Annotated in this window: 21 protein-coding genes; 7 read left to right on the top strand and 14 right to left on the bottom strand. The window is 62.7% G+C overall.

What is annotated here, in order from left to right; translation table 11 throughout:
• Positions 1 to 19: 19 nt before the first annotated feature.
• On the top strand, positions 20 to 766 hold the full coding sequence (gene aat / locus R2N16_RS20190) for a leucyl/phenylalanyl-tRNA--protein transferase (protein ID WP_316667924.1): 747 nt from the start codon (positions 20 to 22) through the stop codon (positions 764 to 766).
• A complete protein-coding gene (locus tag R2N16_RS20185; protein WP_316667922.1) occupies positions 753 to 1520 on the top strand; it encodes an arginyltransferase in 768 nt (255 codons plus the stop codon). The genes aat and R2N16_RS20185 overlap by 14 nt, the downstream gene beginning before the upstream one ends.
• Here R2N16_RS20185 and R2N16_RS20180 read toward each other — a convergent pair whose 3' ends face one another.
• From R2N16_RS20180 to R2N16_RS20160, 5 genes are all read right to left on the bottom strand, one after another.
• On the bottom strand, positions 1521 to 1688 hold the full coding sequence (locus R2N16_RS20180; RefSeq protein WP_316667920.1) for a hypothetical protein: 168 nt from the start codon (positions 1686 to 1688) through the stop codon (positions 1521 to 1523).
• A gap of 14 nt (positions 1689 to 1702) precedes the next feature.
• Complete coding sequence (locus R2N16_RS20175) at positions 1703 to 2017, bottom strand: TM2 domain-containing protein (protein WP_316667918.1); 315 nt, start codon at positions 2015 to 2017, stop codon at positions 1703 to 1705.
• Between the two features lie 69 nt (positions 2018 to 2086).
• Positions 2087 to 2368, bottom strand: a complete 282-nt coding sequence (locus R2N16_RS20170) for a hypothetical protein (protein ID WP_316667916.1) — start codon at positions 2366 to 2368, stop codon at positions 2087 to 2089.
• A complete protein-coding gene (locus tag R2N16_RS20165; RefSeq protein WP_316667914.1) occupies positions 2365 to 3774 on the bottom strand; it encodes a LutB/LldF family L-lactate oxidation iron-sulfur protein in 1410 nt (469 codons plus the stop codon). The genes R2N16_RS20170 and R2N16_RS20165 overlap by 4 nt, the downstream gene beginning before the upstream one ends.
• Positions 3775 to 3810: 36 nt before the next feature.
• Positions 3811 to 4536, bottom strand: a complete 726-nt coding sequence (locus tag R2N16_RS20160; protein ID WP_316667912.1) for a (Fe-S)-binding protein — start codon at positions 4534 to 4536, stop codon at positions 3811 to 3813.
• 240 nt (positions 4537 to 4776) lie between these two features.
• On the opposite strand from R2N16_RS20160, the gene R2N16_RS20155 reads away from it, so the two are divergent.
• On the top strand, positions 4777 to 5574 hold the full coding sequence (locus R2N16_RS20155) for an IclR family transcriptional regulator (RefSeq protein ID WP_316667910.1): 798 nt from the start codon (positions 4777 to 4779) through the stop codon (positions 5572 to 5574).
• A gap of 68 nt (positions 5575 to 5642) precedes the next feature.
• Here the strand turns inward: R2N16_RS20155 and pbpG are convergent, their stop codons facing one another.
• The 5 genes from pbpG to R2N16_RS20130 all read right to left on the bottom strand — a co-directional run bounded on the left by pbpG (position 5643) and on the right by R2N16_RS20130 (position 10423).
• Entirely contained in the window at positions 5643 to 6839 is a 1197-nt protein-coding gene (gene pbpG, locus R2N16_RS20150) for a D-alanyl-D-alanine endopeptidase (protein ID WP_316667908.1), read from the bottom strand.
• Positions 6840 to 7276: 437 nt separating this feature from the next.
• The gene (locus tag R2N16_RS20145) at positions 7277 to 7984 is read right to left on the bottom strand and encodes a nitroreductase (RefSeq protein ID WP_316667907.1); all 708 of its coding nucleotides are present in this window, start codon (positions 7982 to 7984) and stop codon (positions 7277 to 7279) included.
• A 15-nt stretch (positions 7985 to 7999) separates the two neighbouring features.
• Entirely contained in the window at positions 8000 to 8443 is a 444-nt protein-coding gene (locus R2N16_RS20140; protein ID WP_024972634.1) for an acyl-CoA thioesterase, read from the bottom strand.
• Between the two features lie 58 nt (positions 8444 to 8501).
• Positions 8502 to 9419, bottom strand: a complete 918-nt coding sequence (locus R2N16_RS20135; protein WP_316667904.1) for a DMT family transporter — start codon at positions 9417 to 9419, stop codon at positions 8502 to 8504.
• On the bottom strand, positions 9416 to 10423 hold the full coding sequence (locus tag R2N16_RS20130; protein WP_316667902.1) for a histone deacetylase family protein: 1008 nt from the start codon (positions 10421 to 10423) through the stop codon (positions 9416 to 9418). Before R2N16_RS20130 ends, R2N16_RS20135 begins: the two co-directional genes overlap by 4 nt.
• 357 nt (positions 10424 to 10780) lie before the next feature.
• Between R2N16_RS20130 and R2N16_RS20125 the strand changes: the two genes are divergently transcribed.
• Together R2N16_RS20125 and R2N16_RS20120 are read left to right on the top strand one after the other, a co-directional pair.
• The gene (locus R2N16_RS20125) at positions 10781 to 11362 is read left to right on the top strand and encodes a phasin family protein (protein WP_024975535.1); all 582 of its coding nucleotides are present in this window, start codon (positions 10781 to 10783) and stop codon (positions 11360 to 11362) included.
• A gap of 338 nt (positions 11363 to 11700) precedes the next feature.
• Positions 11701 to 12261 carry a hypothetical protein gene (locus R2N16_RS20120; RefSeq protein WP_316668010.1) on the top strand — a complete coding sequence of 187 codons (561 nt, stop codon included), beginning with the start codon at positions 11701 to 11703 and terminating at the stop codon, positions 12259 to 12261.
• 106 nt (positions 12262 to 12367) lie between these two features.
• Here the strand turns inward: R2N16_RS20120 and lpdA are convergent, their stop codons facing one another.
• The 4 genes from lpdA to aceE all read right to left on the bottom strand — a co-directional run bounded on the left by lpdA (position 12368) and on the right by aceE (position 19403).
• The gene (gene lpdA, locus R2N16_RS20115; protein ID WP_316667900.1) at positions 12368 to 14149 is read right to left on the bottom strand and encodes a dihydrolipoyl dehydrogenase; all 1782 of its coding nucleotides are present in this window, start codon (positions 14147 to 14149) and stop codon (positions 12368 to 12370) included.
• Positions 14150 to 14207: 58 nt separating this feature from the next.
• The gene (locus tag R2N16_RS20110) at positions 14208 to 14780 is read right to left on the bottom strand and encodes an Ntn hydrolase family protein (RefSeq protein ID WP_316667898.1); all 573 of its coding nucleotides are present in this window, start codon (positions 14778 to 14780) and stop codon (positions 14208 to 14210) included.
• Between the two features lie 105 nt (positions 14781 to 14885).
• Positions 14886 to 16559 carry a dihydrolipoyllysine-residue acetyltransferase gene (gene aceF, locus R2N16_RS20105; RefSeq protein WP_316667896.1) on the bottom strand — a complete coding sequence of 558 codons (1674 nt, stop codon included), beginning with the start codon at positions 16557 to 16559 and terminating at the stop codon, positions 14886 to 14888.
• A gap of 153 nt (positions 16560 to 16712) precedes the next feature.
• Positions 16713 to 19403 (bottom strand): pyruvate dehydrogenase (acetyl-transferring), homodimeric type, encoded by a 2691-nt coding sequence (gene aceE, locus R2N16_RS20100; protein WP_316667893.1) that lies wholly within the window; start codon positions 19401 to 19403, stop codon positions 16713 to 16715.
• A gap of 311 nt (positions 19404 to 19714) precedes the next feature.
• On the opposite strand from aceE, the gene R2N16_RS20095 reads away from it, so the two are divergent.
• Entirely contained in the window at positions 19715 to 22291 is a 2577-nt protein-coding gene (locus R2N16_RS20095) for a PAS domain S-box protein (protein WP_428984150.1), read from the top strand.
• 40 nt (positions 22292 to 22331) lie between these two features.
• Positions 22332 to 22967 (top strand): response regulator transcription factor, encoded by a 636-nt coding sequence (locus R2N16_RS20090; protein WP_024975528.1) that lies wholly within the window; start codon positions 22332 to 22334, stop codon positions 22965 to 22967.
• Positions 22968 to 23048 lie beyond the last annotated feature (81 nt).

Here is a 23048-nt window from a genome sequence, read left to right as displayed (position 1 = left end):
AGTCAACGTTGTCCACACCATGATCGCCTGGCTGGATCCGCATGATCCCTTCCCGCCGGTCGATCGTGCGCTCGGGCCGGAGTCTGAGGCGCCGGGGCTACTGGCCGCCAGTGCAGAGCTATCGCCGCAACGGCTGCTGATTGCCTATCGGCAAGGCATTTTCCCGTGGTATGCCCAGGGCCAGCCGGTGCTGTGGTGGAGCACCGATCCGCGCATGGTGCTGCGCCCGGAAGACTTTCGCGTATCAACCACCTTTCGTAAAACGCTGCGCCGCGTGCTGAATGATCCGGCGTGGGAAATCCGCGTCGACCACGCCTTCCGCGAAACGATGGTCGCCTGCGCCACCACAGCGCGGCCCGGCCAGCACGGCACGTGGATCACGGAAGACGTGATCCTCGCCTACACTGCCCTGCATCGCCGCGGCTACGCACACAGCGTCGAGGCTTGGTATAGGGGGAAACGCGTGGGCGGCCTGTACGGCGTGGCGCTCGGCCGCATGTTCTACGGCGAATCGATGTTTGCGCACCGCACCGATGCCTCGAAAATCGCGTTGGCCGCACTCTGCGCCTTCCTCGGCGGTCAGGGCGTCGCGATGATAGACTGCCAGCAGGAGACCGAGCATCTGGCGTCGCTGGGCGGTGCCCCGGTGCCGCGCGCGGCGTTTCTCGCACATGTGCGGGAAGCGGCCAACGCGCCGGCCATTGTCCCGTGGTACTTCGACAAATCGGTACTCCGCCGGTGGACCGTGCGCAATGAGCAAGCTTAAGGAACTTCCCCTCTCGGCATTGCAGTTCTATGCCACCGCGCCGTACGCATGCAGCTATCTCGATGGCCGCCTGGCGCGCTCGCAGGTCGCCACGCCAGCGCACCTGATCAACGCGGACGTCTATTCCAAGCTCGTGCGCGCCGGCTTCCGGCGCAGCGGCATCTTCACCTACCGCCCCCATTGCGACGACTGCCACGCATGCACGCCGTGCCGCGTCGTCGTTGATCAATATTCACCGTCGCGGGCGCAACGCCGTGCCGCCGAGCGGCATCAGGCGCTTGAAGCGCTGGTTGCACCCCTTACCTATGTGGAAGAGCACTATCAGCTCTATCTCTTGTACCAGTCGGTCCGCCATGCGGGCGGCGGCATGGACCACGACAGCCGCGATCAATACGAGCAGTTCCTGCTGCAGAGCCGGGTGAATTCGCGTTTGGTGGAATTTCGCGAGCCGCCCGAATCGCCATCGGCGGGCAAGCTGCGCATGGTGAGCATGATCGACGTGCTGGAAGATGGACTGTCGTCCGTCTACACCTTCTACGATCCGATCGAGCAGAAGGCGAGCTACGGGACGTACAACGTCCTGTGGCAGATCGCCCAGGCGCAGGCGCTGGACCTGCCCTACGTCTATCTCGGCTATTGGATCGAACAGAGCCGCAAGATGGCCTACAAGGCGCTGTTCCAACCGCTGGAACTGCTTGTCAACGGCGAGTGGCGGCGATTTGAAGAGGTGGCGCCGCCAGCCACGGAATCATGATCAGCGCGACGTGCGCTCGATCCCGACGTCGACCACACCGTACGTACTGATGTTGGAACTCTGGCTGTATTGATCGCGCGAAGTCGTGCAACCCGCCAACGCGCCGCTCAGGCATGCCAAACCGGCCAGCCACAGTGCGGCGCGCATCCACCAAGTCATTTTGTTCATGAAATCGATTCCTTTCAGGGTGCGGTCGAAAGCCGCCCCGCGAGCACCGTGTTGTATGCGCTGACCATCCCCGGGATCAGGAACATGTCCACCAGCACCCACAGCCCCCCGATGACGGCCAGCACCCAGCCCGCGGTATTACCCATGTCGCGAAACGCCAGCCATGTGCCGCCGATGTTGGCGATGGCCTGCGCGATACCGCTGCCAGGCCGCTTCAGATAGAAGCGATGCGCCCCCAGGAAGCCCAGCAGAAACCACCAGAGGTAGGCAACGCCCGAACTCTTCTTCTGGGCGTCGTACAGCATGATTTCGCGCGCGGTCTGATTCATGGCATTGGCTGACACGGGAATAACGTGTCAGACACTAGCACGCATCCCGCGTTCAATGTCGCCTGCCGATTACATGCTGGCGAGCTTGGCCTCAGCCTTGTCCGCCCACAGACGCATTTCGGCCAGCAGCGACGACGGCGAGAACGAGCAGCTTTCCTCGCCGAACGACACGGCCATATCCAGCCGCTGCAGCAAGGTACGCCGCACTTGGTCGTACGCCGGCGGCAAGATCGCCAACGGCACGAGCACAGCATCGTCTCGCCACTGCTTGAGCAGGTGCGGCAGGTCGGGTGACTTTGCGTGACGATCGAGCGCGTCGCGCAGCGTTTGGAGGGATTCAGCTGTGGTCATGCTCGGGCCTTCTTTTCACGGTACAGCTCGCGGAACGTTTTGCCCGCGGGGGCCGGCATGTCACGCGTGTCGGTCCAACCTTTGCCGACCGGCAGCGAGTGAATCAGTTTCTTGTCACCGCCCATCCAGCGCAGCACGCGCGCTGCAACCCAGGTGCCCGCCGAATACAACGCCGGTCGCCGTGCCATGAAGCCCCACACGCGCAAGCCAAAGCGCTCCGCTTGCGGGCGCAATTCGCGCTCCATTTGTTTTTCGCGCAGCGTGCGCAGCAAATCCGACAGCGGGATGGACGCAGGGCACACACGATTGCATTCACCGCACAGCGTAGCCGCTTGCGGAAGGTCCAACGCGTTCGACAGCCCAACGTAGCTTGGCGTCAGCACGCTGCCCATCGGGCCCGGATACACCCAGCCGTACGCATGGCCGCCGATCTTCTGATAGACCGGGCAATGGTTCATGCACGCGCCGCATCGGATACAGCGCAGCATCTCCTGGAATTCGCCGCCGATCAGGCCGCTGCGGCCGCCGTCGACGATGACGAAGTACATATGCTCGGGACCATCCTTCTCGCCGGGCGCGCGCGGGCCGGTCAGCAGCGAGAAATAGTTCGAGATCGCCTGCCCCGTGGCCGAACGCGGCAACAAGCGCATGACAGTCGCCAGATCTTCGAGCGTCGGCAGCACCTTCTCGATGCCCGTCACGGCAACGTGCACGCGCGGCATGATCGTGCACATGCCTTCGTTGCCCTCGTTCGTGACGACCGCCACGGAACCCGTCTCGGCAATGATGAAGTTGCCGCCCGTCACGCCCATGTCGGCAGACAGAAACTGGGGCCGCAGCACTTCGCGCGCCTCGCGCGTCATCTCGGGAATGTCGGTCAGGCGCGGCTTGTTGTGCGTCTTGGCGAAGAGATCGGCGATCTCCTCCTTATCCTTGTGCACCACCGGCGCAATGATGTGCGATGGCGGCTCGCTATCGTTGATCTGCAGGATGTACTCACCCAGATCGGTCTCGATGCTCTGCACGCCCATCTCGCCGAGCACCTGGTTCAAGCGCATCTCCTCGGTCACCATCGACTTGCTCTTGATGACCTTCTTGACCTCGTGCTTGCGAGCGATATCTGCCACTAGGCGCGCGGCATCGGCCGTCGTTTCAGCAAACAGCACCTTGGCGCCGCGGCGCGTCGCCTCTGCCTCGAACGTCGCGAGCCAGACGTCCAGGTTTTCCAGCGCGCGGTTGCGGCGCTCCTTCAGCGCTTCACGCGTGGCCGGAAAATCGATGTCCTGGATGGCCGCCGCACGTGCGGTGACGAACTTGGTCGAGAGTTTGGTGAGGTTCTGCTGCAGGCGCTTGTCGGCGAGCTTCTGCCCGGCGCGTGCCTTGAATTCCATGCTGCGGACTTGCATGCGATTGCGTCTCCGTCGAGTTCTTGGCGTTGCGATTTACGCGTCGCCGGCAAGGACTTGCGCGATGTGAAGCACGCGCGTGTGCGTGTCGCCTGTACGGCGCAGCCGACCTTCGATGTTGAGCATGCAGCCCACGTCGCCGAGCACCACGGCATCGGCCCCGCTGGCCTTGATGTTGGCGCATTTCTCATCCGCAATAGCGGTGGAGATATCGCCGTACTTGATCGAGAACGTGCCGCCGAAACCGCAGCACGCTTCGCATGCGGGCATTTCGGTCAACTGCACGCCCGGCAGTTTGCCGAGCAACTCACGCGGTTGCGCTTTCACGCCCAATTCGCGAAGGCCGGAGCACGAATCGTGGTACGTCACATGTCCGTGGAATTCGGAGTCAAGTGATTCGACGCGTGCCACGTTGACGAGAAAGTCGGTCAATTCGTACACACGCGGCGCCAGGCGCTCGTAGCGGCCCGCAAGCTCCGGATCGTCGCGAAACAGGTCGGCGTAGCCTTTGCGAATCATGCCGCCACACGAACCAGACGGGATGACGATGTAGTCGAACTGCTCGAATTCCCTGAGCGTTTTCTCGGCCAGGTCGCGGGCCAGCGGGCGGTCACCGGAGTTGTAGGCAGGCTGGCCACAGCAGGTCTGCGCGGGCGGCACCTCGACTTCGTAACCGGCCTTTTCCAGCAGCTTGAGCACCGAAAACCCGATCTCGGGCCGCATCAGATCAATGAGGCAAGTGACGAACAAACCTACGCGCATGGGAGTCTCGTGTGTTCTGCGGGAAGCCGCCATTATGCGCCCGCTGCCCCGTCCGGCGCGGACCTCAAGGCACAGAACTTCTTCATGCCAGTGGTGAGTGCGCTTCACGAGGCCCCACTAAGCACACTCGCTGGCCGACTGAGAAAGCCCTCGAAAATACCCGAAATCATGCGTCGGGATGGTGCGTATTTTCACATCGTGGGATAGAATTTTGCATCGCATCCGCAACCCACTGCACCCATGGCAGAAGCAGACAAGGACCCCGGCAAGACGTCCATCCAGGTCATCGAACGCATGATGATGCTGCTCGACGCCCTTGCCGATCACGCCGATCCGGTCAGCCTGAAGGCGCTGTCGGCCAGCACAGGCCTGCACCCGTCCACCGCGCACCGCATCCTGAACGACATGGTGGCTTGCCGCTTTGTCGATCGCTCCGACCCGGGCAGCTACCGTCTCGGCATGCGTTTGCTTGAACTCGGCAACCTCGTCAAGGCACGCCTCTCGGTGCGTGAAGCGGCCCTCGCGCCAATGCGCGCCCTGCACCGCCTGACCGGCCAGACCGTCAACCTCTCGGTACGCCAGGGCGATGAGATTGTCTACATCGAGCGCGCATATTCCGAACGCTCGGGCATGCAAGTGGTACGTGCGATCGGTGGCCGCGCGCCGCTGCACCTGACTTCGGTCGGCAAGCTGTTCTTGGCTGCAGACGAACTCGGCCGCGTACGGGCCTATGCCACGCGTACCGGTCTCTCTGGTCATACCCGCACGTCGATCACGGACTTGCCCAAGCTCGAACGCGAACTCAACTGGGTGCGTACCAACGGCTACGCACGCGACAACGAAGAACTGGAACTCGGCGTGCGTTGTATCGCTGCCGGCATCTACGATGATTCGCGGCGGCTGGTAGCAGGTTTGTCGCTGTCTGCACCGGCAGACCGGTTGCAGGACAGTTGGCTCGACAACCTCAAGGACACCGCCTTGCAGATCTCCAAAGGTATGGGCTACACGCACGAAGAAGACGCTGTGCGTGCAGGGTGAGCCCGCCGGTTTTGCCCAACAAAAAAGCGCGTTCGATGACGCGCTTTTTTGATGGGTGATGCCGTGGCTCAGGCGCCGTGCTGCTCCGAAGCCAGCACGGTTGTCGGCTGCGTCGACACCGGCACATTCCGCAGCGGCGCTGCAGCTTGCGTTGCCGGCTCGATATGCGGATTGCGCTCCAGCCAATTGCGCACGCGCGTAGCGTCCGCAAAGCGCGTGAGGTTGCCGGCCGAATCCAGGAACACCATCACAACGTTCCGGCCATGCACGTTCGCCTGCATCACCAGGCAGCGGCCCGCTTCGTTGATGAAGCCGGTCTTCTGCAGACCGATATCCCATTCGCCACCGCGCACCAGACGGTTGGTGTTGACGTAGTGCAGCGTGCGGCCGTTGGCGTTGACCGTATGTTCAGGGGTGGTCGTGAATTGACGAATGGTCGGCACCTTGTAGGCAGCCATCACGATCTTCGCGAGATCCTGCGCGCTCGACACGTTACTGCTCGACAGGCCGTTCGAATCGACATAGTGCGTGTCGTTCATGCCCAGTTCGTGCGCCTTGCGGTTCATGGCCGCAACGAATGCCGGACGACCACCCGGAAAATTGCGACCCAGCGCCGAGGCTGCGCGGTTTTCCGACGACATCAGCGCCAGCAGCAATAAGTCTTCACGCGTGAGCATCGTGCCGAAGCGCAGACGCGAGCCGGTGTTGCGCTCGTAGTCGCGATCCTCATCGGTGATTTCAAGCAGCTCATCCATCGGCTGATGTGCGTCGGTCACGACCAGCGCAGTCATCAGCTTGGTGATCGAGGCGATCGGCAGCACGGCCGACGAATTCTTCTGGAACAGCACTTCGCCGTTGTTCTGGTCCATCACCAGCGCGACGGAAGAACGCAGCGCCAACGCATCGGGCGTCGAACGCAGGCCCATCGCTTCACCAAGCGTCGGAGATGCCGGCACGAAAGCGGCGCGCACCGGACGAGCACCGCGCTCGACCATGATCACGCGGCGCTTGCCTTTGACGGTGACGACCTTGCGGACTTTGATGGAGGCGACTTCATCGCCGCTCGCAGCCGCGACTTTGGCGCTGGCCTTGCGATTGGCGACGGTCTTGCCCGTGGATTTGACTTTGGCTTTCTTGCTGGCGGCGGGCTTTTTGTCGGACGTGGCAGCGTTGGCCACGGTAGCGACGGAGACGGCGGCGAGCGCGACGGTCATCAGCGAAACGAAGCCGAGACGTCGAAAAAATGAGGAAACAGACCGTGACATGATTCGATCACCCGCGCGTGAGATGGCGCAAGTGTAGGCAAAAACAAAATTCTTAGCAAGATGAAGGACTTAGCTCACAGCCTTAAAGTTTGACCTCTGGAGCCTTATCATTCGGTCATCATTTCGACGCAATTGTCTGCTGCGGCAGGATTCCAATCGCGAAGAAAGTTGCGCATGACGCACATGGAAACGAGTGCGGAGTCAGCGGCGGATTCTGAGAATACCCCGTGAACTCCATCGCGCATGCCGACAATCACGGTGTACAACCAGCCCACAACACTTCCTCACAACACGCGTGCCATACGCGGAGTCGCATACTGAAAGTCTAACGACGATCGGTCGTATTTGTTGACATAATTCGACGACTTTTCACCGCCAATTCTCGCTTTACACGAAGATGTGCGCTGTAGCGTCCCGGCGGCGGCGTGATGACGACGTCAGTCGAGGAAGCGAGTGAAGTCGGAGACTGGTGCGCGCTCGGTGATGAGCGTGTTTTCGATGGCGGCCGGGTTCGCATAACCCATCGACATGCCGCAGACGACCATCTCGTCATCGGTCAACCCGAGATGCTCGCCGATGATCCGATGGAATTGCGTGAAAGCGGCCTGTGGACACGTATCGATGCCGCGAGCACGCGCACTCACCATCAAGGCTTCGAGGAACATGCCGTAATCGAGCCAACTTCCCTGCTCCATCACCCGGTCGATCGTGAAGATGATGCCGACCGGCGCATCGAAGAAGCGGAAGTTGCGCGCGTGCTGCGCGTGGATGCGTTCCTTGTCGGCGCGTTCGATGCCGAGCAAGCCATACAGATCCCAGCCGACCTTGCGGCGTCGGCTCTGGTACGGATCGATCCATGTGCGCGGATAGTACGGATATTCCTCGCGATGCAGCGTGCCGACTTCCGGGTGGTCGTACGCCGCCAACACAGATTCGGACAAGCGCGCCTTCGATTCGCCCATCAGCACATAGACCTTCCACGGCTGCGTATTGCTGCCTGACGGCGCACGACGCGCCACATCCAGAATCGCTTCGATGTCTTCGCGGGCGACGGGCGTCGGCAGAAATGCGCGAACGGAACGGCGCGAAGTGATTGCCTGATCGACGAGTTCGACTTCTGCGGAGGTGGGGCGTCGGTCGGTCATGATGATGCGCAAGACTCAAGCGGTGATATTGGACGCAAGCGGCTCGAGAACGGCACGCAGCGCATCGGGCAGCGGCACTGGACGACGCGTTTCGCGGTCAACGTAGACGTGCACGAAATGGCCCTGCGCGGCGGCCTCCTGCGCGTCGCCACGGAACAGGCCCACCTCATAGCGCACGCTCGTGTTGCCCAGGCGTGCAACGCGCAGCCCAGCCACCACGGGATCAGGAAACGAGAGCGGCGCGAAATAGTTGCATTGCGTCTCGATGACAAGGCCGATGGTGTCGCTGTGTTCGGGGTTCAGCACGCCCTGCTCGATCAGGTAGGCGTTCACCACGGTGTCGAAGTAGCTGTAATAGACGACGTTGTTGACGTGGCCATAGACGTCGTTGTCCATCCAGCGCGTGGTGATGGTATGGAAGTGGCGGTAGTCGTCGCGCGTCTGGCGGGGCGTGCTCATGGGCGGCGGGCGGGTGGCAGTGGAAAGTGATCAGGATACGTCAGCCGCTCAATCTCGGTTACTTGCGGATGACGAGCGCCACACCACACGCGGCAATCACCATGCCCAACGCTGCCAGCGGCGGAAAACGCTCGCCGAACAGCGCCCAGGCCATCACGGCTGTCGTAGGTGGCGTGAGATACAGGAGCGACGTCACCTTGGTGGCCGCACCCTTGCGGATCAGCACAAACAGCAGCGAGATCGCGCCGATCGACAACGCCAGCACCGACCACACCAGCGAGCCGATCATCGGCAGCGTCCAATGCACCTCACGCGTCTCAAACAGAAACATGAACGGCAGACACAGCAGCGCCGATGCCCCGAACTGGATGCACGCGCCCACCCGCAAGTCGAACACCGGGCAATGGCGCTTTTGGTACAGCGTGCCAACGGTGATCGACAGCAGCGCGCCCACACACAGCGCAAGCGTCGTCATGCTCACGCCCGCCAGATGCAGCTTGTTGGCCACCACCAGACCCACGCCGGCGATGCCACACAACAACCCCAACCATTGGCGGCCCGACACGCGCTCCCCACGCATCGACACATACAGCGCGGTCAGAATCGGCTGCATGCCGACGATCAGCGCAGTCATCCCTGCAGGCATGCCAAGCTTGACTGCTGCCCACACGCCCGCCAGGTAACCCCATTGCATCAGCAAACCAGCCACCGCGATATGGCCGACGGTCGCCCAATCGGTCTCGCCCGTGCCCGCTCGGCGCGGCAGCGGCACGCGCGCCAACCATACCAGCGGCAGCAGGCACACCAGCACGCCCACGAAGCGGAGGAACAGGAAGGTGATCGGCTCGGCGTACGGCATCCCGTACTTGGCCACGATAAAGCCCGTGCTCCAGATCAGCACGAACAGCCACGGCATGGCGACGACAAACAGGGAGTCGCGCGCCGAGGTTGGCGCGACGGAAGACGCTTGGGTCATGCGGAAAGCGGAAGAGAGATCGATGCGGCGGCGACCTCGTCGCGTGCCGCCCAGCGTTGTGCGTGCCGGGCAGCCAGCGCGATGGTCTGCGCGTGGACGGCCACGGTATCGTCGATATTGTTGCCGTAGCCGCCCGCCATGGTAACGGCAATCGGTATGCGCCGTTGATATGCGAAGTCGAAGACTTCCTGATCGCGCCGGGCCAGGCCCTGCAGGGTCAGTTTGAGCCGGCCCAGACGATCGCCCTCGTGCGGATCTGCGCCGGCCAGATAGATGATCAACTGTGGCTTGAAGCGCCCGGCCAGGATATCGAGTGCGCCGGTCAGCGCCTGCAGATAGCCCTCGTCGCCGCAACCATCGTGCAGGCCAATGTCCAGATCCGACGCTTCCTTGCGGAACGGGTAGTTCTTCTCGCCGTGCAGCGACAAGGTGAAAACGGTGGCGTCGTCGCGCAGGATCGACGCCGTGCCGTTGCCTTGATGTACGTCCAGATCGACGATCGCGACCGGAAAATCCGTCGGCGTCCTACCCGGCCGGCGCTGCATCCAGCGCGAGGCGATGGCTGCGTCGTTGAATACACAGAAACCGCCGCCCTTTTCCGCATAGGCGTGGTGCGTGCCACCCGCCAGGTTGACGGCAATGCCATCCGCCAACGCGGCCTCGCTCGCGGCCATCGTGGCCCCCGCCGAACGGCGGCTGCGCTCGACCATCTCCGACGACCAGGGAAACCCGATCTCGCGCTGGCGCGCCGGGTCAAGCCGACCGGTGCTTACCGCCTCAATATATTCAGGCGCGTGCGCCAGCAGCAACGCGTCGTCATCGGCGCGCGGCGCCTCGTGCATGGACAGCCCCGGCACCTCGGCCAAGACCCGTGCGCGCAGCTCGCTGTACTTGCGCATCGGAAACCGATGGCCCGGTGGCAACGGCAAAACAAAGTGGTCGGTATAGAACGCCCGCATGTGAATCAGAAAACGCAACGCAACAAAAATGGCACTCGGACGCATCCTAACCTACGCTGCACTCGTGTGTTTTTTGAGACGGATTTGCGGCGGGAAGTGGTCAAATGCATTTCACCTGCACCACAAACGCGCATTTTTCTGCCACAAAAAATTACGCCAAACGGTTGGTCACGCAATTCCTGTGCACGAAAAATCAGCGAATTCTGATTTTTGTGCGATGCACAAATAATGCTTGACACTGGTTTGCCGTTCAACAACAATGAAATTGTTGCGATGCACCATCCCTAATTCATCGCGATGTCGCCTGGAAGGCCCGACGCTGACCGTCATGCTTTGTACATCTGGGCGATCTAAATTTTCATTTTTGATTTCCCTACCCACCTTTGTATTTGGAGAGACAACATGCTGACTCAGGAACAGATCGCTGCGGCGCACAAGGCCAACCTGGAAACGTTCTTCGGCCTGACCAACAAGGCATTTGAAGGCGTCGAAAAGCTGGTCGAACTGAACCTGCAGGTCGTCAAGGCCACCCTGGCCGAAAACGTCGAACACGCCAAGAAGGCACTGACCGCCAAGGACGCCCAAGAGCTGCTGTCGGTGCAAACCGCCGCGGTGCAGCCGCTGGCTGAAAAGGTTCTGGCTTACAGCCGTCACCTGTACGAAATCGCTTCGGACACGCAAACCGAGTTCAGCAAGGCTGCTGAAGTGCAAATCGCTGAAAACAGCCGCAAGCTGCAAGCACTGGTCGACAATGTGTCGAAGAACGCGCCGGCTGGCTCGGAATCGGCAGTTGCTCTGGTGAAATCGGCCCTGTCGGCCGCCAACAACGCCTACGACTCGGTGCAGAAGGCCACCAAGCAAGCTGTGGAACTGGCTGAAAGCAACTTCCACGCTGCTGCCAACGCTGCCAGCAAGGCAACCGCCCAAGCCTCCGCTCAGGCGCGCGCTGCTACGGGCAAGAAGTCGGCAACGACTGCTGCTTAAGCACTAAGCTGCTGTCGTCCACCTAGTTATTCAAGCGGGCCTCCTTCGGGAGGCCCGTTTTGTTTCGGCCGTCGAGCTACGCCTCCAAACACGTCGTTTGCGTGCATTTGCGCGGAACCGAAACGCACGGCCAGCGGTCCATTCCACCGTGTTCGCTAGATTGTCTCCTCGGTCCCGCTACCGAAACCTGTCCTCAGTGGTGATCAGTGGGTACCTTTAGCCCGGCTTCGGCCGGGTTTTTTATGTGCGCCGGAAACGTCTCGCCCTCAAATTGCGAACTTTTGCGCCCAGCCGACGCTCCATTCTGTATTGCAGCCCGCCGCCTCCTCTCCTGTCCCATGTCTCGCGAATCCCTGGCCAAGCGCAGTCTGATCGTCACCGCGGCGCTCATCCTGCTATTAGAAGAGTGGATCTGGAACGCCATGCGGCGGGCAACCGCCCATCTGGCGGCGCATCCCTGGGTTCAAGCGGCGGAGCGGAAGTTGGCCGAGCTGGAGCCCATCGAAGCCCTCTGCGCTTTTGCTCTGCCGATGCTGGCGTTGCTGCCGTTCAAGCTGGCGGCCGTCTACGTGCTGGCGCGCGGCCATCTTATTGCGGGCACACTGGTTCTTGTCGCAGCGAAAATCGTCAGCACGGGGTTGGGCGTGCGCATCTATTCCGCCGTACGGCCACAGTTGCACACGATCGCTTGGTATTCCCGCTGGGAATCCGCTTTCCTGGCTTGGAAGCAGCGCATGGTGGCCGCCCTGCAAGCCATGCCGACCTGGCAAGCCCTGCAGGTGCGAATTGCCGTCTGGCGCGCCCGTCGGCATGGGCTGATGCAACAGATGTGGCGCCGCCTGATCGCAGCCCTGCGCCTGCTGCGTCGGCATCGACGCCCGGCTGAGCCTCGCCACTAACCCACCGCCGCGTCACTTCAAAAAAAAAGGCCACTCAATCGAGCGGCCCTTTTTCTTGCTGACCAGATTTCCGAGTTGCCTGAAAAATCTGGCGGTTAATTGCAAATCAGCGCTTACGAGCCGGCGGTACGTCCGTGCAAACGCCCTCATAGATTTCCGCAGCCATACCCACCGACTCACCCAGCGTCGGGTGCGGGTGGATAGTCTTGCCGATATCCACGGCGTCCGCGCCCATCTCGATGGCCAGGCAGATCTCGCCGATGAGGTCGCCCGCATGTGTGCCAACGATGCCGCCGCCGATGATGCGGTGGGTTTCCTCGTCGAAGATGAGCTTGGTGAAACCTTCGTCTCGGCCGTTGGCGATGGCCCGGCCGGAAGCCGCCCAAGGGAATACGCCCTTGCCGTACTTGATGCCCTGCGCCTTGCACTGGTCCTCGGTCAAACCTGCCCAGGCCACTTCCGGATCCGTATAGGCGACCGACGGAATCTGCTTGGCATCGAAATACGCCTTCTCGCCGTGCGCGGCTTCGGCGGCCACGTGGCCTTCATGCACGGCCTTGTGTGCCAGCATCGGCTGCCCCACGATGTCGCCGATCGCGAAGATGTGCGGCACATTCGTGCGCTGCTGCTTGTCCACGTCGATGAAACCGCGGTCGGTCACAGCCACGCCGGCCTTTTCCGCGCCAATGCGCTTGCCGTTAGGAGTGCGGCCCACGGCCACCAGCACCATGTCGTAGCGTTCCGGCTCGGCCGGTGCAGCTTCGCCTTCAAACTTGACGTAGATGCCGTCCGGCTTGGCTTCGACCCCGACCGTCTTCGTCTTGAGCATGACCTTGTCGAAGCGGCCCTTGTTCATCTTGTCCCACACCTTGACGAGGTCGCGGTCGGCGCCCTGCATCAGGCCGTCGAGCATTTCCACCACGTCGATGCGGGAACCCAGCGTGCTGTACACCGTTGCCATTTCCAGGCCGATGATGCCGCCGCCGATGACCAGCATCTTGGCCGGCACTTCGCGCAGTTCCAGCGCGCCGGTCGAATCGACGATGCGCGGATCTTGCGGAATGAACGGCAGCTTCACGGCCTCGCTACCTGCAGCGATGATCGCCTTGGCAAAGCGGATGACCTTCTTCTCGCCGGTGGTCGCCTTGCCGTCGCCACCCGTCAGTTGCACTTCGAGGTGGTTCGGATCGAGGAACGTGCCGACGCCGCGCACGACCTGCACCTTGCGCGCCTTGGCCATGCCGGCCAGGCCGCCGGTCAGCTTGCCGATAACGGATTCTTTGTGTTTGCGCAGTTGGTTGATATCAACCGTGGGCTCGCTGTAGACGATGCCGTGAGCGGCCATCGCCTTGACTTCGTCCATGACGGCCGCCGTGTGCAGCAACGCCTTCGACGGGATACACCCCACGTTCAGGCAAACGCCGCCCAGCGTGGAGAAACGCTCCACCAGCACAGTGTTCATGCCCAGATCCGCACTGCGGAATGCGGCCGAATACCCACCCGGGCCCGAGCCGAGGACGAGCATGTCGCATTCGATGTCGGCACCGCCGGCGTGCTTGGCCGCTTGCGGAGCGGGGGCCGACGCGGCCGGTGCGGCAGCAGGCGCTGCGGCCGGGGCCGGGGCTTGAGCAGGCGCCGGAGCAGCCGCCGCGCCGGCTTCCGCCGTCGCGATCACCGTGCCCTTGCTGACCTTGTCGCCCACCTTGACCTTCACGTCGACGATCTTGCCGGCCACGTCCGACGGCACTTCCATGCTGGCCTTGTCGGACTCCAGCACGATCAGCGACTGCTCGGGCGCCACGGTATCGCCCGTCTTGATCAGCACTTCGATGACTTCCACCGCATCGAAATCGCCGATGTCCGGCACCTTGATTTCCACCACGCTCATTCCTGACTCCTTGTTCTTGTCGTCGGCACCCGGCATCGCCCGGGCCCGCTGACGCTTTTCAATCCTGCAGACGTACTGTGTGCACTTCGATCGGGCCGCCCGAACTCTTGTCGAACTCCACGCCTGCGGACACGCCTACCTGCGCAACATCCGCCGCCGACTTGCCGGGCATATCGAACACCGCCGACATGGCACCCAGCGCAAAATTGCGCCCCGAGCCGATACCCCAGAAGCGGTCGAACGCAAACACCTCGCGGTACGAATAGACGCCGTAGATGCCGGTTGCGTTGGCGATCAGGCACGTGATCTGCGACGACTCGTAGGGATCGTCGTCGTCTTCCTTGGTGTTGACGAAATACTCGTCCTTGAGCTTTTCATGCACCTTCAGGAAGGTCCGGAAGACGTCGTCGCGCGTGCCGAGGCGACACTCATCGGACAGCCCCGTCAGCAGGCTGCGCATAACCGGAAAGTGGGCAGTCGTGCCCGCCAGCGCGATCAGCGAATCGCCCACCTGGAAGATCTTCTGGTTCTGCTCGTAGCCGCGCGCCAGGCGCGTATCGCCGAACGTCACCAGCGAATCGGCCGCAATCGCCACTTCGCCGTCTTTCTTGACCACCACGCACGTCGTCATGTCGTCCTCGCCATCAGTCCACTGACCAGTCCGCCGACCGCTGCAAACCCAACGGGGCCGGCACGCACAGGCCAGAAGCCAGATGCGTGCCGCGCCCACGCGGGCTTACAGGCTGACGCGGCGGAAGTCCGCCAGCACGCTGGCCAGATACGCGTTGAAGCGCGCAGCCTCCGCGCCGTCGATTACGCGGTGATCGTACGACAACGACAGCGGCAGCGTCAGGCGCGGCACGAACTGCTTGCCGTCCCACACCGGCTTCTGATAGCCGCGCGAGAGACCCAGGATCGCCACTTCCGGTGCGTTGATGATCGGCGTGAAATGCGTGCCACCGATGCCGCCCAGCGACGAGATCGAGAAGCAGCCGCCCTGCATCTGGTCCGGCTTGAGCTTACCGTCGCGGGCCGCCTTCGACAGGTCCGCCATTTCCTTGGCGATGTCGATCAGGCCCTTCTTGTCCGCATCGCGAATCACCGGCACCACCAGCCCGTTGGGCGTATCGGCCGCAAAGCCGATGTGGAAGTACTGCTTGAAGACCAGGTTGTCGCCGTCCAGGCTCGCGTTGAAGGTCGGGAATTTCTTCAGCGCGCCTACCACTGCCTTGATCACGAACGCCAGCATCGTGAACTTCACGCCAGCCTTTTCGTGGTCCTTGTTCATCTGCACGCGGAAGGCTTCCAGCTCGGTGATGTCCGCTTCGTCGTTGTTGGTGACGTGCGGGATCATGACCCAGTTGCGGTGCAGGTTCGCACCCGAAATCTTCTTGATGCGCGACAGCGGCTTCGGATCGATCGGACCGAACTTGGTGAAGTCCACCTTCGGCCACGGCAGCAGGTTCAGCTCGCCGCCACCGGCCGGTGCACCTGCGGCAGCCTTGCCCGGTGCTGCAGCCTGGCCGCTCATGACGCCCTTGACGTAGCGCTGAACGTCTTCCTGCGTAATGCGGTTCTTCGGCCCCGTGCCGCCGACGAGATTCACGTTGACGCCCAACTCACGCGCGTACTTGCGCACCGACGGGCTGGCGTGGGCGGCCTTGCCGACCGTACCGACGGTATCGGCGGTGTACGTCGCGGGCGCTGCGGCCGGAGCGGCAGCGGGTGCAGCAGCAGGGGCCGGGCTCGGTGCAGCAGCAGCCGGTGCGGGCGCCGGAGCTTGTGCAGGTGCCGGCGCAGCACTCGCGCCGCCCGCGCTTTCCAGCACGACGATCAGCGTGCCTTGCGACACGGCATCGCCCACCTTCACGCGGATTTCCTTCACGGTACCTGCGGCCGGCGACGGCACGTCCATCGTGGCCTTGTCCGATTCGAGCGTGATCAGCGACTGCTCGGCTTCCACCTTGTCGCCCACCTTCACGCTGATCTCGATGACCGGCACGTCCGTGTAGTCGCCAATGTCCGGCACCTTCACTTCAACCGTGCCGCCACCCGCAGCAGCCGGCGCGGGCGCCGGAGCTTGTGCTGCAGGTGCAGGTGCAGGCGCAGCAGCGGCGGGAGCCGGTGCGGGCGCAGCTTGGGGCGCCGGGGCCGGTGCGGCGGCAGCGCCCTGCTCTTCGAGCAGCAGCACCAGCGAGCCTTCCGACACGGTGTCACCCACCTTGATCTTCACTTCCTTGACGACGCCGCTCTTAGGCGAGGGCACGTCCATGGTCGCTTTGTCCGACTCCAGCGTGACCAGCGAATCTTCGGCGTTGACGGTATCGCCCGCCTTGACCAGCACTTCGATCACCGGGACGTCTTTGTAGTCGCCGATGTCCGGCACCTTGATTTCTACGACTTGACTCATTCTTCTGTCTCCAGAGGGTCTGGCGGCGAGAGCATCCGGCGGCGGACACGCATTGCCCCGCAGGCTACCGCATCGTGCAGGCAAATGCACGTTGCGGGAAGTCTGTCAGGGCGGTGCCCGGCCGGGACGCAACACGCGCGCCCGGCGGCTCCGTTATACGGTCATCGGGTTGGGCTTGTTCGGATCGAGGTTGTACTTCTTCAGTGCCTCGGCCACCTTTTCGCGCGGCAGCACGCCTTCGTCGGCGAGCGCCTTGAGCGACGCGACGGTCACCCAGTAGCGATCCACCTCGAAGAAGTGACGCAGCTTCTCGCGGGTATCCGAACGGCCGAAGCCGTCGGTGCCCAGCACCACGTAGCGACGCGGCACGAAGGCGCGGATCTGCTCGGCGAAAGTACGAACGTAGTCGGTCGATGCGATGACCGGGCCGCGTGCGTTCTTGAGCAGCTTTTCGACGTGCGACTCGCGTTGCGGTTCGGTCGGGTTGAGCAGGTTCCAGCGTGCGATGGCGTTGCCTTCACGGGCCAGCTCGGTAAAGCTCGGGCAGCCCCACAAGTCGGACTCCACGCCCCAGTCCTTCTTGAGCAACTCGGCCGCGGCAATCACTTCACGGAAGATCGTGCCCGAGCCCAGCAGTTGCACGCGCGGTGCGTTGCTGTTTTCGACGCCCTTCTTGAACTGGTACATGCCCTTGATGATGTCGCCCTCGACACCCGCCGGCATTTCCGGGTGCTCGTAGTTTTCGTTCATCACCGTCAGGTAGTAATAGACGTCTTCCTGCTCGACATACATGCGACGCAGGCCATCTTGCATCACCACCGCCAGTTCGTACTGGAAGGTCGGGTCATACGAGATGCAGTTCGGGATGGCAGCGTGGTACACGTGCGAGTGACCGTCTTCGTGCTGCAGGCCTTCGCCATTCAACGTGGTACGGCCAGCGGTGCCGCCCAGCAGGAAGCCGCGCGAGCGCATGTCGCCGGCGGCCCAGCAGAGGTCGCCGATACGCTGGATACCGAACATCGAGTAGTAGATGTAGAACGGGATCATCGCCACGCCGTGCGTCGAATACGACGTGGCTGCCGCGATCCAGTCGCACATGGCGCCGGCTTCGTTGATGCCTTCCTGCAGCACCTGACCCGTCTGCGATTCCTTGTAGAACATCAGCTGGTCGTGATCCTGCGGCACGTACTTCTGGCCTTCCTGGTTCCAGATACCAACCTGGCGGAACAGACCTTCCATACCGAACGTGCGCGACTCATCGGGCACGATGGGCACCACGTGCTTACCGATGTTCTTGTCCTTCAGCAGGATGTTCAGAATACGCACGAAGGCCATCGTCGTGGACACTTCGCGGCCCTCACCGGTGGCCTTGAGCAACGCGTCGAACGCAGCCAGCGCCGGAATTTGCAGCGCGTCGGCCTTCTGGCGACGGGCCGGCAGGTAGCCGCCCAGATCCATGCGCGCCTTGCGCATGTATTCGAGTTCCTTCGAGCCTTCTTCGAACTTGACGTACGGAACGTGCTCGAGCTGGTCGTCAGCAACCGGAATGTTGAAGCGATCACGCAGCTTGCGGATGGCGTCCACCGGCATCTTCTTCTGCTGGTGTGCGATGTTCATCGCTTCGCCGGCTTCGCCCATGCCATAGCCCTTGATGGTCTTGGCGAGAATGACGGTCGGCTGGCCCTTGTGGTTGCTGGCCGCCTGGAACGCCGCGTAGATCTTGTGCGGGTCATGGCCGCCGCGGTTCAGCGCCCAGATGTCGTCGTCGGACCAGTCGGCCACCATGGCCTTGAGTTCCGGCGTGTTGAAGAAGAACTCGCGCACATAGGCACCGCTCTTGGACTTGAAGGTCTGGTACTCGCCGTCGACGCATTCCATCATGCGGCTCATCAGCAGGCCCTTGGTGTCGCGGGCGAGCAGTTGATCCCAGCGGCTGCCCCAGATGACCTTGATGACGTTCCAGCCGGCGCCGCGGAATTCCGATTCCAGTTCCTGAATGATCTTGCCGTTGCCGCGCACCGGGCCGTCCAGGCGCTGCAGGTTGCAGTTGATCACAAAGACAAGGTTATCCAGCTTTTCACGGCCGGCCATGCCGATCGCGCCCAGCGATTCCGGCTCGTCGGTTTCGCCGTCGCCCAGGAACGCCCAGACCTTGCGGTTTTCCCAGTTCTGGATCAGGCCGCGGCTGGCCAGGTACTTGGTGAAGCGCGCCTGATAGATCGCCATGATCGGGCCCAGGCCCATCGACACGGTCGGGAACTGCCAGAAATCCGGCATCAGCCACGGGTGCGGATACGACGAGATGCCCTTTCCGTCGACTTCCTGGCGGAAGCTGTCGAGTTGCTCTTCGTTCAGACGGCCCAGCAGGAAGGCGCGCGAATACACGCCTGGCGCCGAGTGGCCCTGCACGAAAACCATGTCACCGCCGTGCTTGTCCGACGGGGCGTGCCAGAAGTGGTTGTAGCCGACGTCATACAGCGTGGCCGCCGAAGCGAACGACGAGATATGCCCGCCGACGTTCGTGTCCTTGTTCGCACGCAGCACCATCGCCATGGCGTTCCAGCGCGTGTACGAACGGATGCGGTGCTCGATTTCCTGGTTGCCAGGAATGCGGTCCTGGTTCTCGACCGGGATCGTATTGATATAGGGGGTTTCTGCGTGCAGCGGAGACGTCACGCCGTTGATGCGTGCGTACTCGATCTGCTTGTCGAGGAGGAACGCCGCACGTTGCGGGCCTTCCGCGCCGATGACGCCTTGCAGCGCCTCCAGCCATTCCTTGGTTTCCTGGGGATCAACGTCGCTGGCGCTCGTGGCACCCAGGACTTGTTCTGGTACGGCCGACATGGCGGTCTCCTTGGTAGCAGTAACGGAAGTTGCGTCTCTTGTGAGGCGCCCACTGGCACGCGCGTTCGCACGCAAGGGGGCCACCCCGACTTTTGCGCTGATTCTATGGGCACCCGCAAATGCAGCACAAGCGGAATTTTCAAATTGCGATATGGTTTTTTATAATGCGGAATATTACTGCGATGCAAAACAAATCACTTTTGATATTGCATCGCAGCATTTTTCGAGCGGGCAAGACACCTCACCAAGCGGTTTCCCCAAGCGACCCGCAAGTTGATTGCCGTTACACTTAGTTTTGCGCAGTTGCACAGATGTCCACTCCCTTACCTCCGCAGAATTCCGGCGTTCGTCCGCCCATCATGCTTGCCCCCTCCCACGCTTCGCAGGACCCGGCCGCCAAGTCCGAGCCGTCAACGCCTGCTGCGCCTGCGCCCATTTCCGTGAACGCGTCCGAGTTGCCGTCAGACGAAGTCGTGCGTCCGAACATGCCTCGCCGCCTGTGGCTGACCCGACTGGGCCGGCTGTGGACGACCAGCTGGTTCATGTTCATCCCGCTGGTGGCAATCGTGCTGTTTGCCGGCGCGATGATCTTCATCCTGTATCAGTTGCACGCGACCGAGGTGCAGCAGCAGCGCGACGCCCTCTACCGCGATGCCGCCTGGGCCGAGCAGAAGGTTCGCCTGTCCCTGCAGAGCAACCAGGATCAAGTGGCCGCCCTGGCGCGCGATATCGGGGCCGCGCAGCTTGACCCGAGCGCCTATCGCGATGCTGCCCGCCAGCTTCTGCGCGAGAACCCCGAACTGGTCTTCATCAACTGGCTGGATGCCACGCGCCGCCCGCGCTGGGCGTTCCCGTCCACCTCCGAATTCACTGCGCGCGTGCGCGAAACGCGCGAGCACCCGCTCGAGCCCGAAATCCAAGCCGCCTACGACGCCGCGCGTGAAACGCAGCGCGCCGTCTATTCCCGCCCCATCCAGAATGAGCGCGGCGAGAGCTTCATGCTCATGGAAGTCCCCATCGTGCGCGACAACGAATTCCTGGGCACGGTCGGCGCCATGTATTCGGTCACAGGCATCCTCACGCAACTGCTACCGGGCGAACTGACCGACCGCTACCGCTTTTCGCTGGTCGACAAAAACAACGTGGTCCGCGCGAGCACGTCGTTGCGGCCAGTGCCCAAGGCGGCAGCGTCCTACGAGGTGCTGCTGGATCCGCCGGGGCATTCGCTGTCGCTGCGGGCCGAGGCGTATCCGGCACCGTCCAACCTGCCCAACAACATGCTGATGTGGCTGGTCGCCGGCCTGTCATGCTTTGTGATCTGGAGCCTCTGGAGCGTATGGCGACACACCAGCCGCCGTTCTGAAGCGCAGCGCGCGCTGCTGGCGGAAACGTCGTTCCGGCGCGCCATGGAGAACTCCATGGTGATCGGCATGCGTTCGCTCGACCTCAACGGCCGCATCACCTACGTGAACCCCGCGTTCTGCCGCATGATCGGCTGGACCGAAGCCGAGCTGGTCGGCCGCATGCCGCCCTTCCCCTACTGGCCGCCCAATGAGATCGGCGAGATGCAGAAGCACATCGAGCTGACCCTGCGCGGCAAGGCGCCGGCCAACGGCATGGAATTGCGCATGATGCGCCGCGACGGCACGAGCTTCTATGCGCGAATGTACGTCTCGCCGTTGATCGACGCGCGCGGCCGGCACACAGGGTGGATGAGTTCCATCACGGACATCACCGAGCCCAAGCGCGCCCGTGAAGACCTGGCCGCCGCGCACGACCGATTCACCACCGTGCTGGAAAGCCTGGACGCGGCCGTGTCCGTGCTCTCGACCGACAAGGCCGAGCTGCTGTTCGCCAACCGTTACTACCGCCAGCTCTTCGGCTGGGAGGCGTTCGGCCATCTGCAGCTTTCCGGTAATGACGTCAGCACGGAAGACGTTTCCAGCGATGCGCTCGATCTGGTGGACGCCTACGCCGGCCTGCCCGCCTCCGAGCTGACGCCGCATGCGGCGGACGCGCGCGAAATCTACGTGCCATCGATGCAAAAGTGGTTTGAAGTGCGGCGCCGCTACATCCAATGGGTCGACGGCCACCTCGCACAGATGCAGATCGCCACCGACATCACCGTGCGCAAGGCCGCTGAAGAGATGACGCGCCAGCACGAAGAACGCCTGCAGTTCACCAGCCGCCTGACGACGATGGGGGAGATGGCCTCGTCGCTGGCACACGAACTGAACCAGCCGCTGGCCGCCATCAACAACTACTGCATGGGCGCCGTCGGGCGCCTCAAGAGCGGACGCAGCACGCCGGAAGAGCTGATCCCCGTGCTTGAGAAGACCTCCGCCCAGGCCGTGCGTGCCGGCACCATCATCCAGCGCATCCGCGGCTTCGTGAAACGCAGTCAGCCGCAGCGGCGCGAATCCGACCTGCGCGAGATCGTGGCCGACGCCGTCGGCCTGGCCGAACTGGAAGCTACGCGGCGCGGCATCACCATCCTCACGCGCTTGCCGGGCGACCTGCCGCCTCTGTATGTCGACCCGGTGCTGATCGAGCAGGTGCTCGTCAATCTGCTCAAAAATGCCGCCGAAGCCATGGCAGCCCACCCGCGCCTGCGCGCTGCCAGCGTCCTGCGCCTGCACGCCAACCTGATTAACGACCCGGAAAACTCCGTGCTGATCGAGGTGATCGACCAAGGCCCGGGCGTGGACGACAGCACCAAGGAGCGGCTGTTCGAGCCATTCTTCAGTACAAAATCCGACGGCATGGGCATGGGGCTGAATATTTGCCGCTCCATCATAGAATCCCACCTCGGCAGGCTTTGGGTAGAAAACAATGCCGATGGCATCGGCTGTACGTTTAAAATCATCCTGCCGCTGAATCCGCTGTAAATCGTTGTTAAAACATAGAACGTAGACCGAGGACTCCTCCATGAGCACAACGCCCGCTGCAGTTGCGCCGCGCAACGAAACCGTGTTCGTCGTCGACGACGATGAAGCCATGCGTGACTCGTTGACGTGGCTGCTCGAAGGCAACGGCTACACCGTCCGCACCTACCGCAGTGCCGAAGAATTCCTGGTGGACGACAAGCGCGGCGAGGGCGTCGGCTGCCTGATCCTCGATGTGCGCATGCAAGGCATGAGCGGCCCCGAGCTGCAAGACCGCCTGCTGGCCGAAAACAGCCGCATGCCCATCGTCTTCGTCACTGGCCACGGCGACGTGCCGATGGCGGTGTCGACCATGAAGAAAGGCGCGGTCGACTTCATCGAAAAGCCGTTCGATGAATCCGAACTGCGCGAGCTGGTTGAACGCATGCTCAGCAAGGCGCGCAGCGAAGACTCGGTCGCCCGCGAACAAAAGGCCGCCAAGGACCTGCTCGGCCGCCTGACCACACGCGAGCAGCAAGTGCTGGAGCGCATCGTCGCCGGCCGCCTGAACAAGCAGATTGCCGACGACCTGGGCATTTCCATCAAGACGGTGGAAGCGCACCGCGCCAACATCATGGAAAAACTCAACGTGAACACGGTGGCAGACCTGCTGCGCCTGGCCCTGTCGCGCAACGCCTGATTCGCCGCAGGAACGGCCAAGTGCTCGTCCGGGCGGCTGGAAGGAAGGCGGCGATTTATAATCGCGGTTTGCCCTCTCCCT

This window comes from Ralstonia psammae (assembly GCF_958405935.1).
In the GTDB taxonomy this organism is placed as follows: domain Bacteria; phylum Pseudomonadota; class Gammaproteobacteria; order Burkholderiales; family Burkholderiaceae; genus Ralstonia; species Ralstonia psammae.
This window is presented reverse-complemented; position numbering and strand designations above follow the sequence as displayed.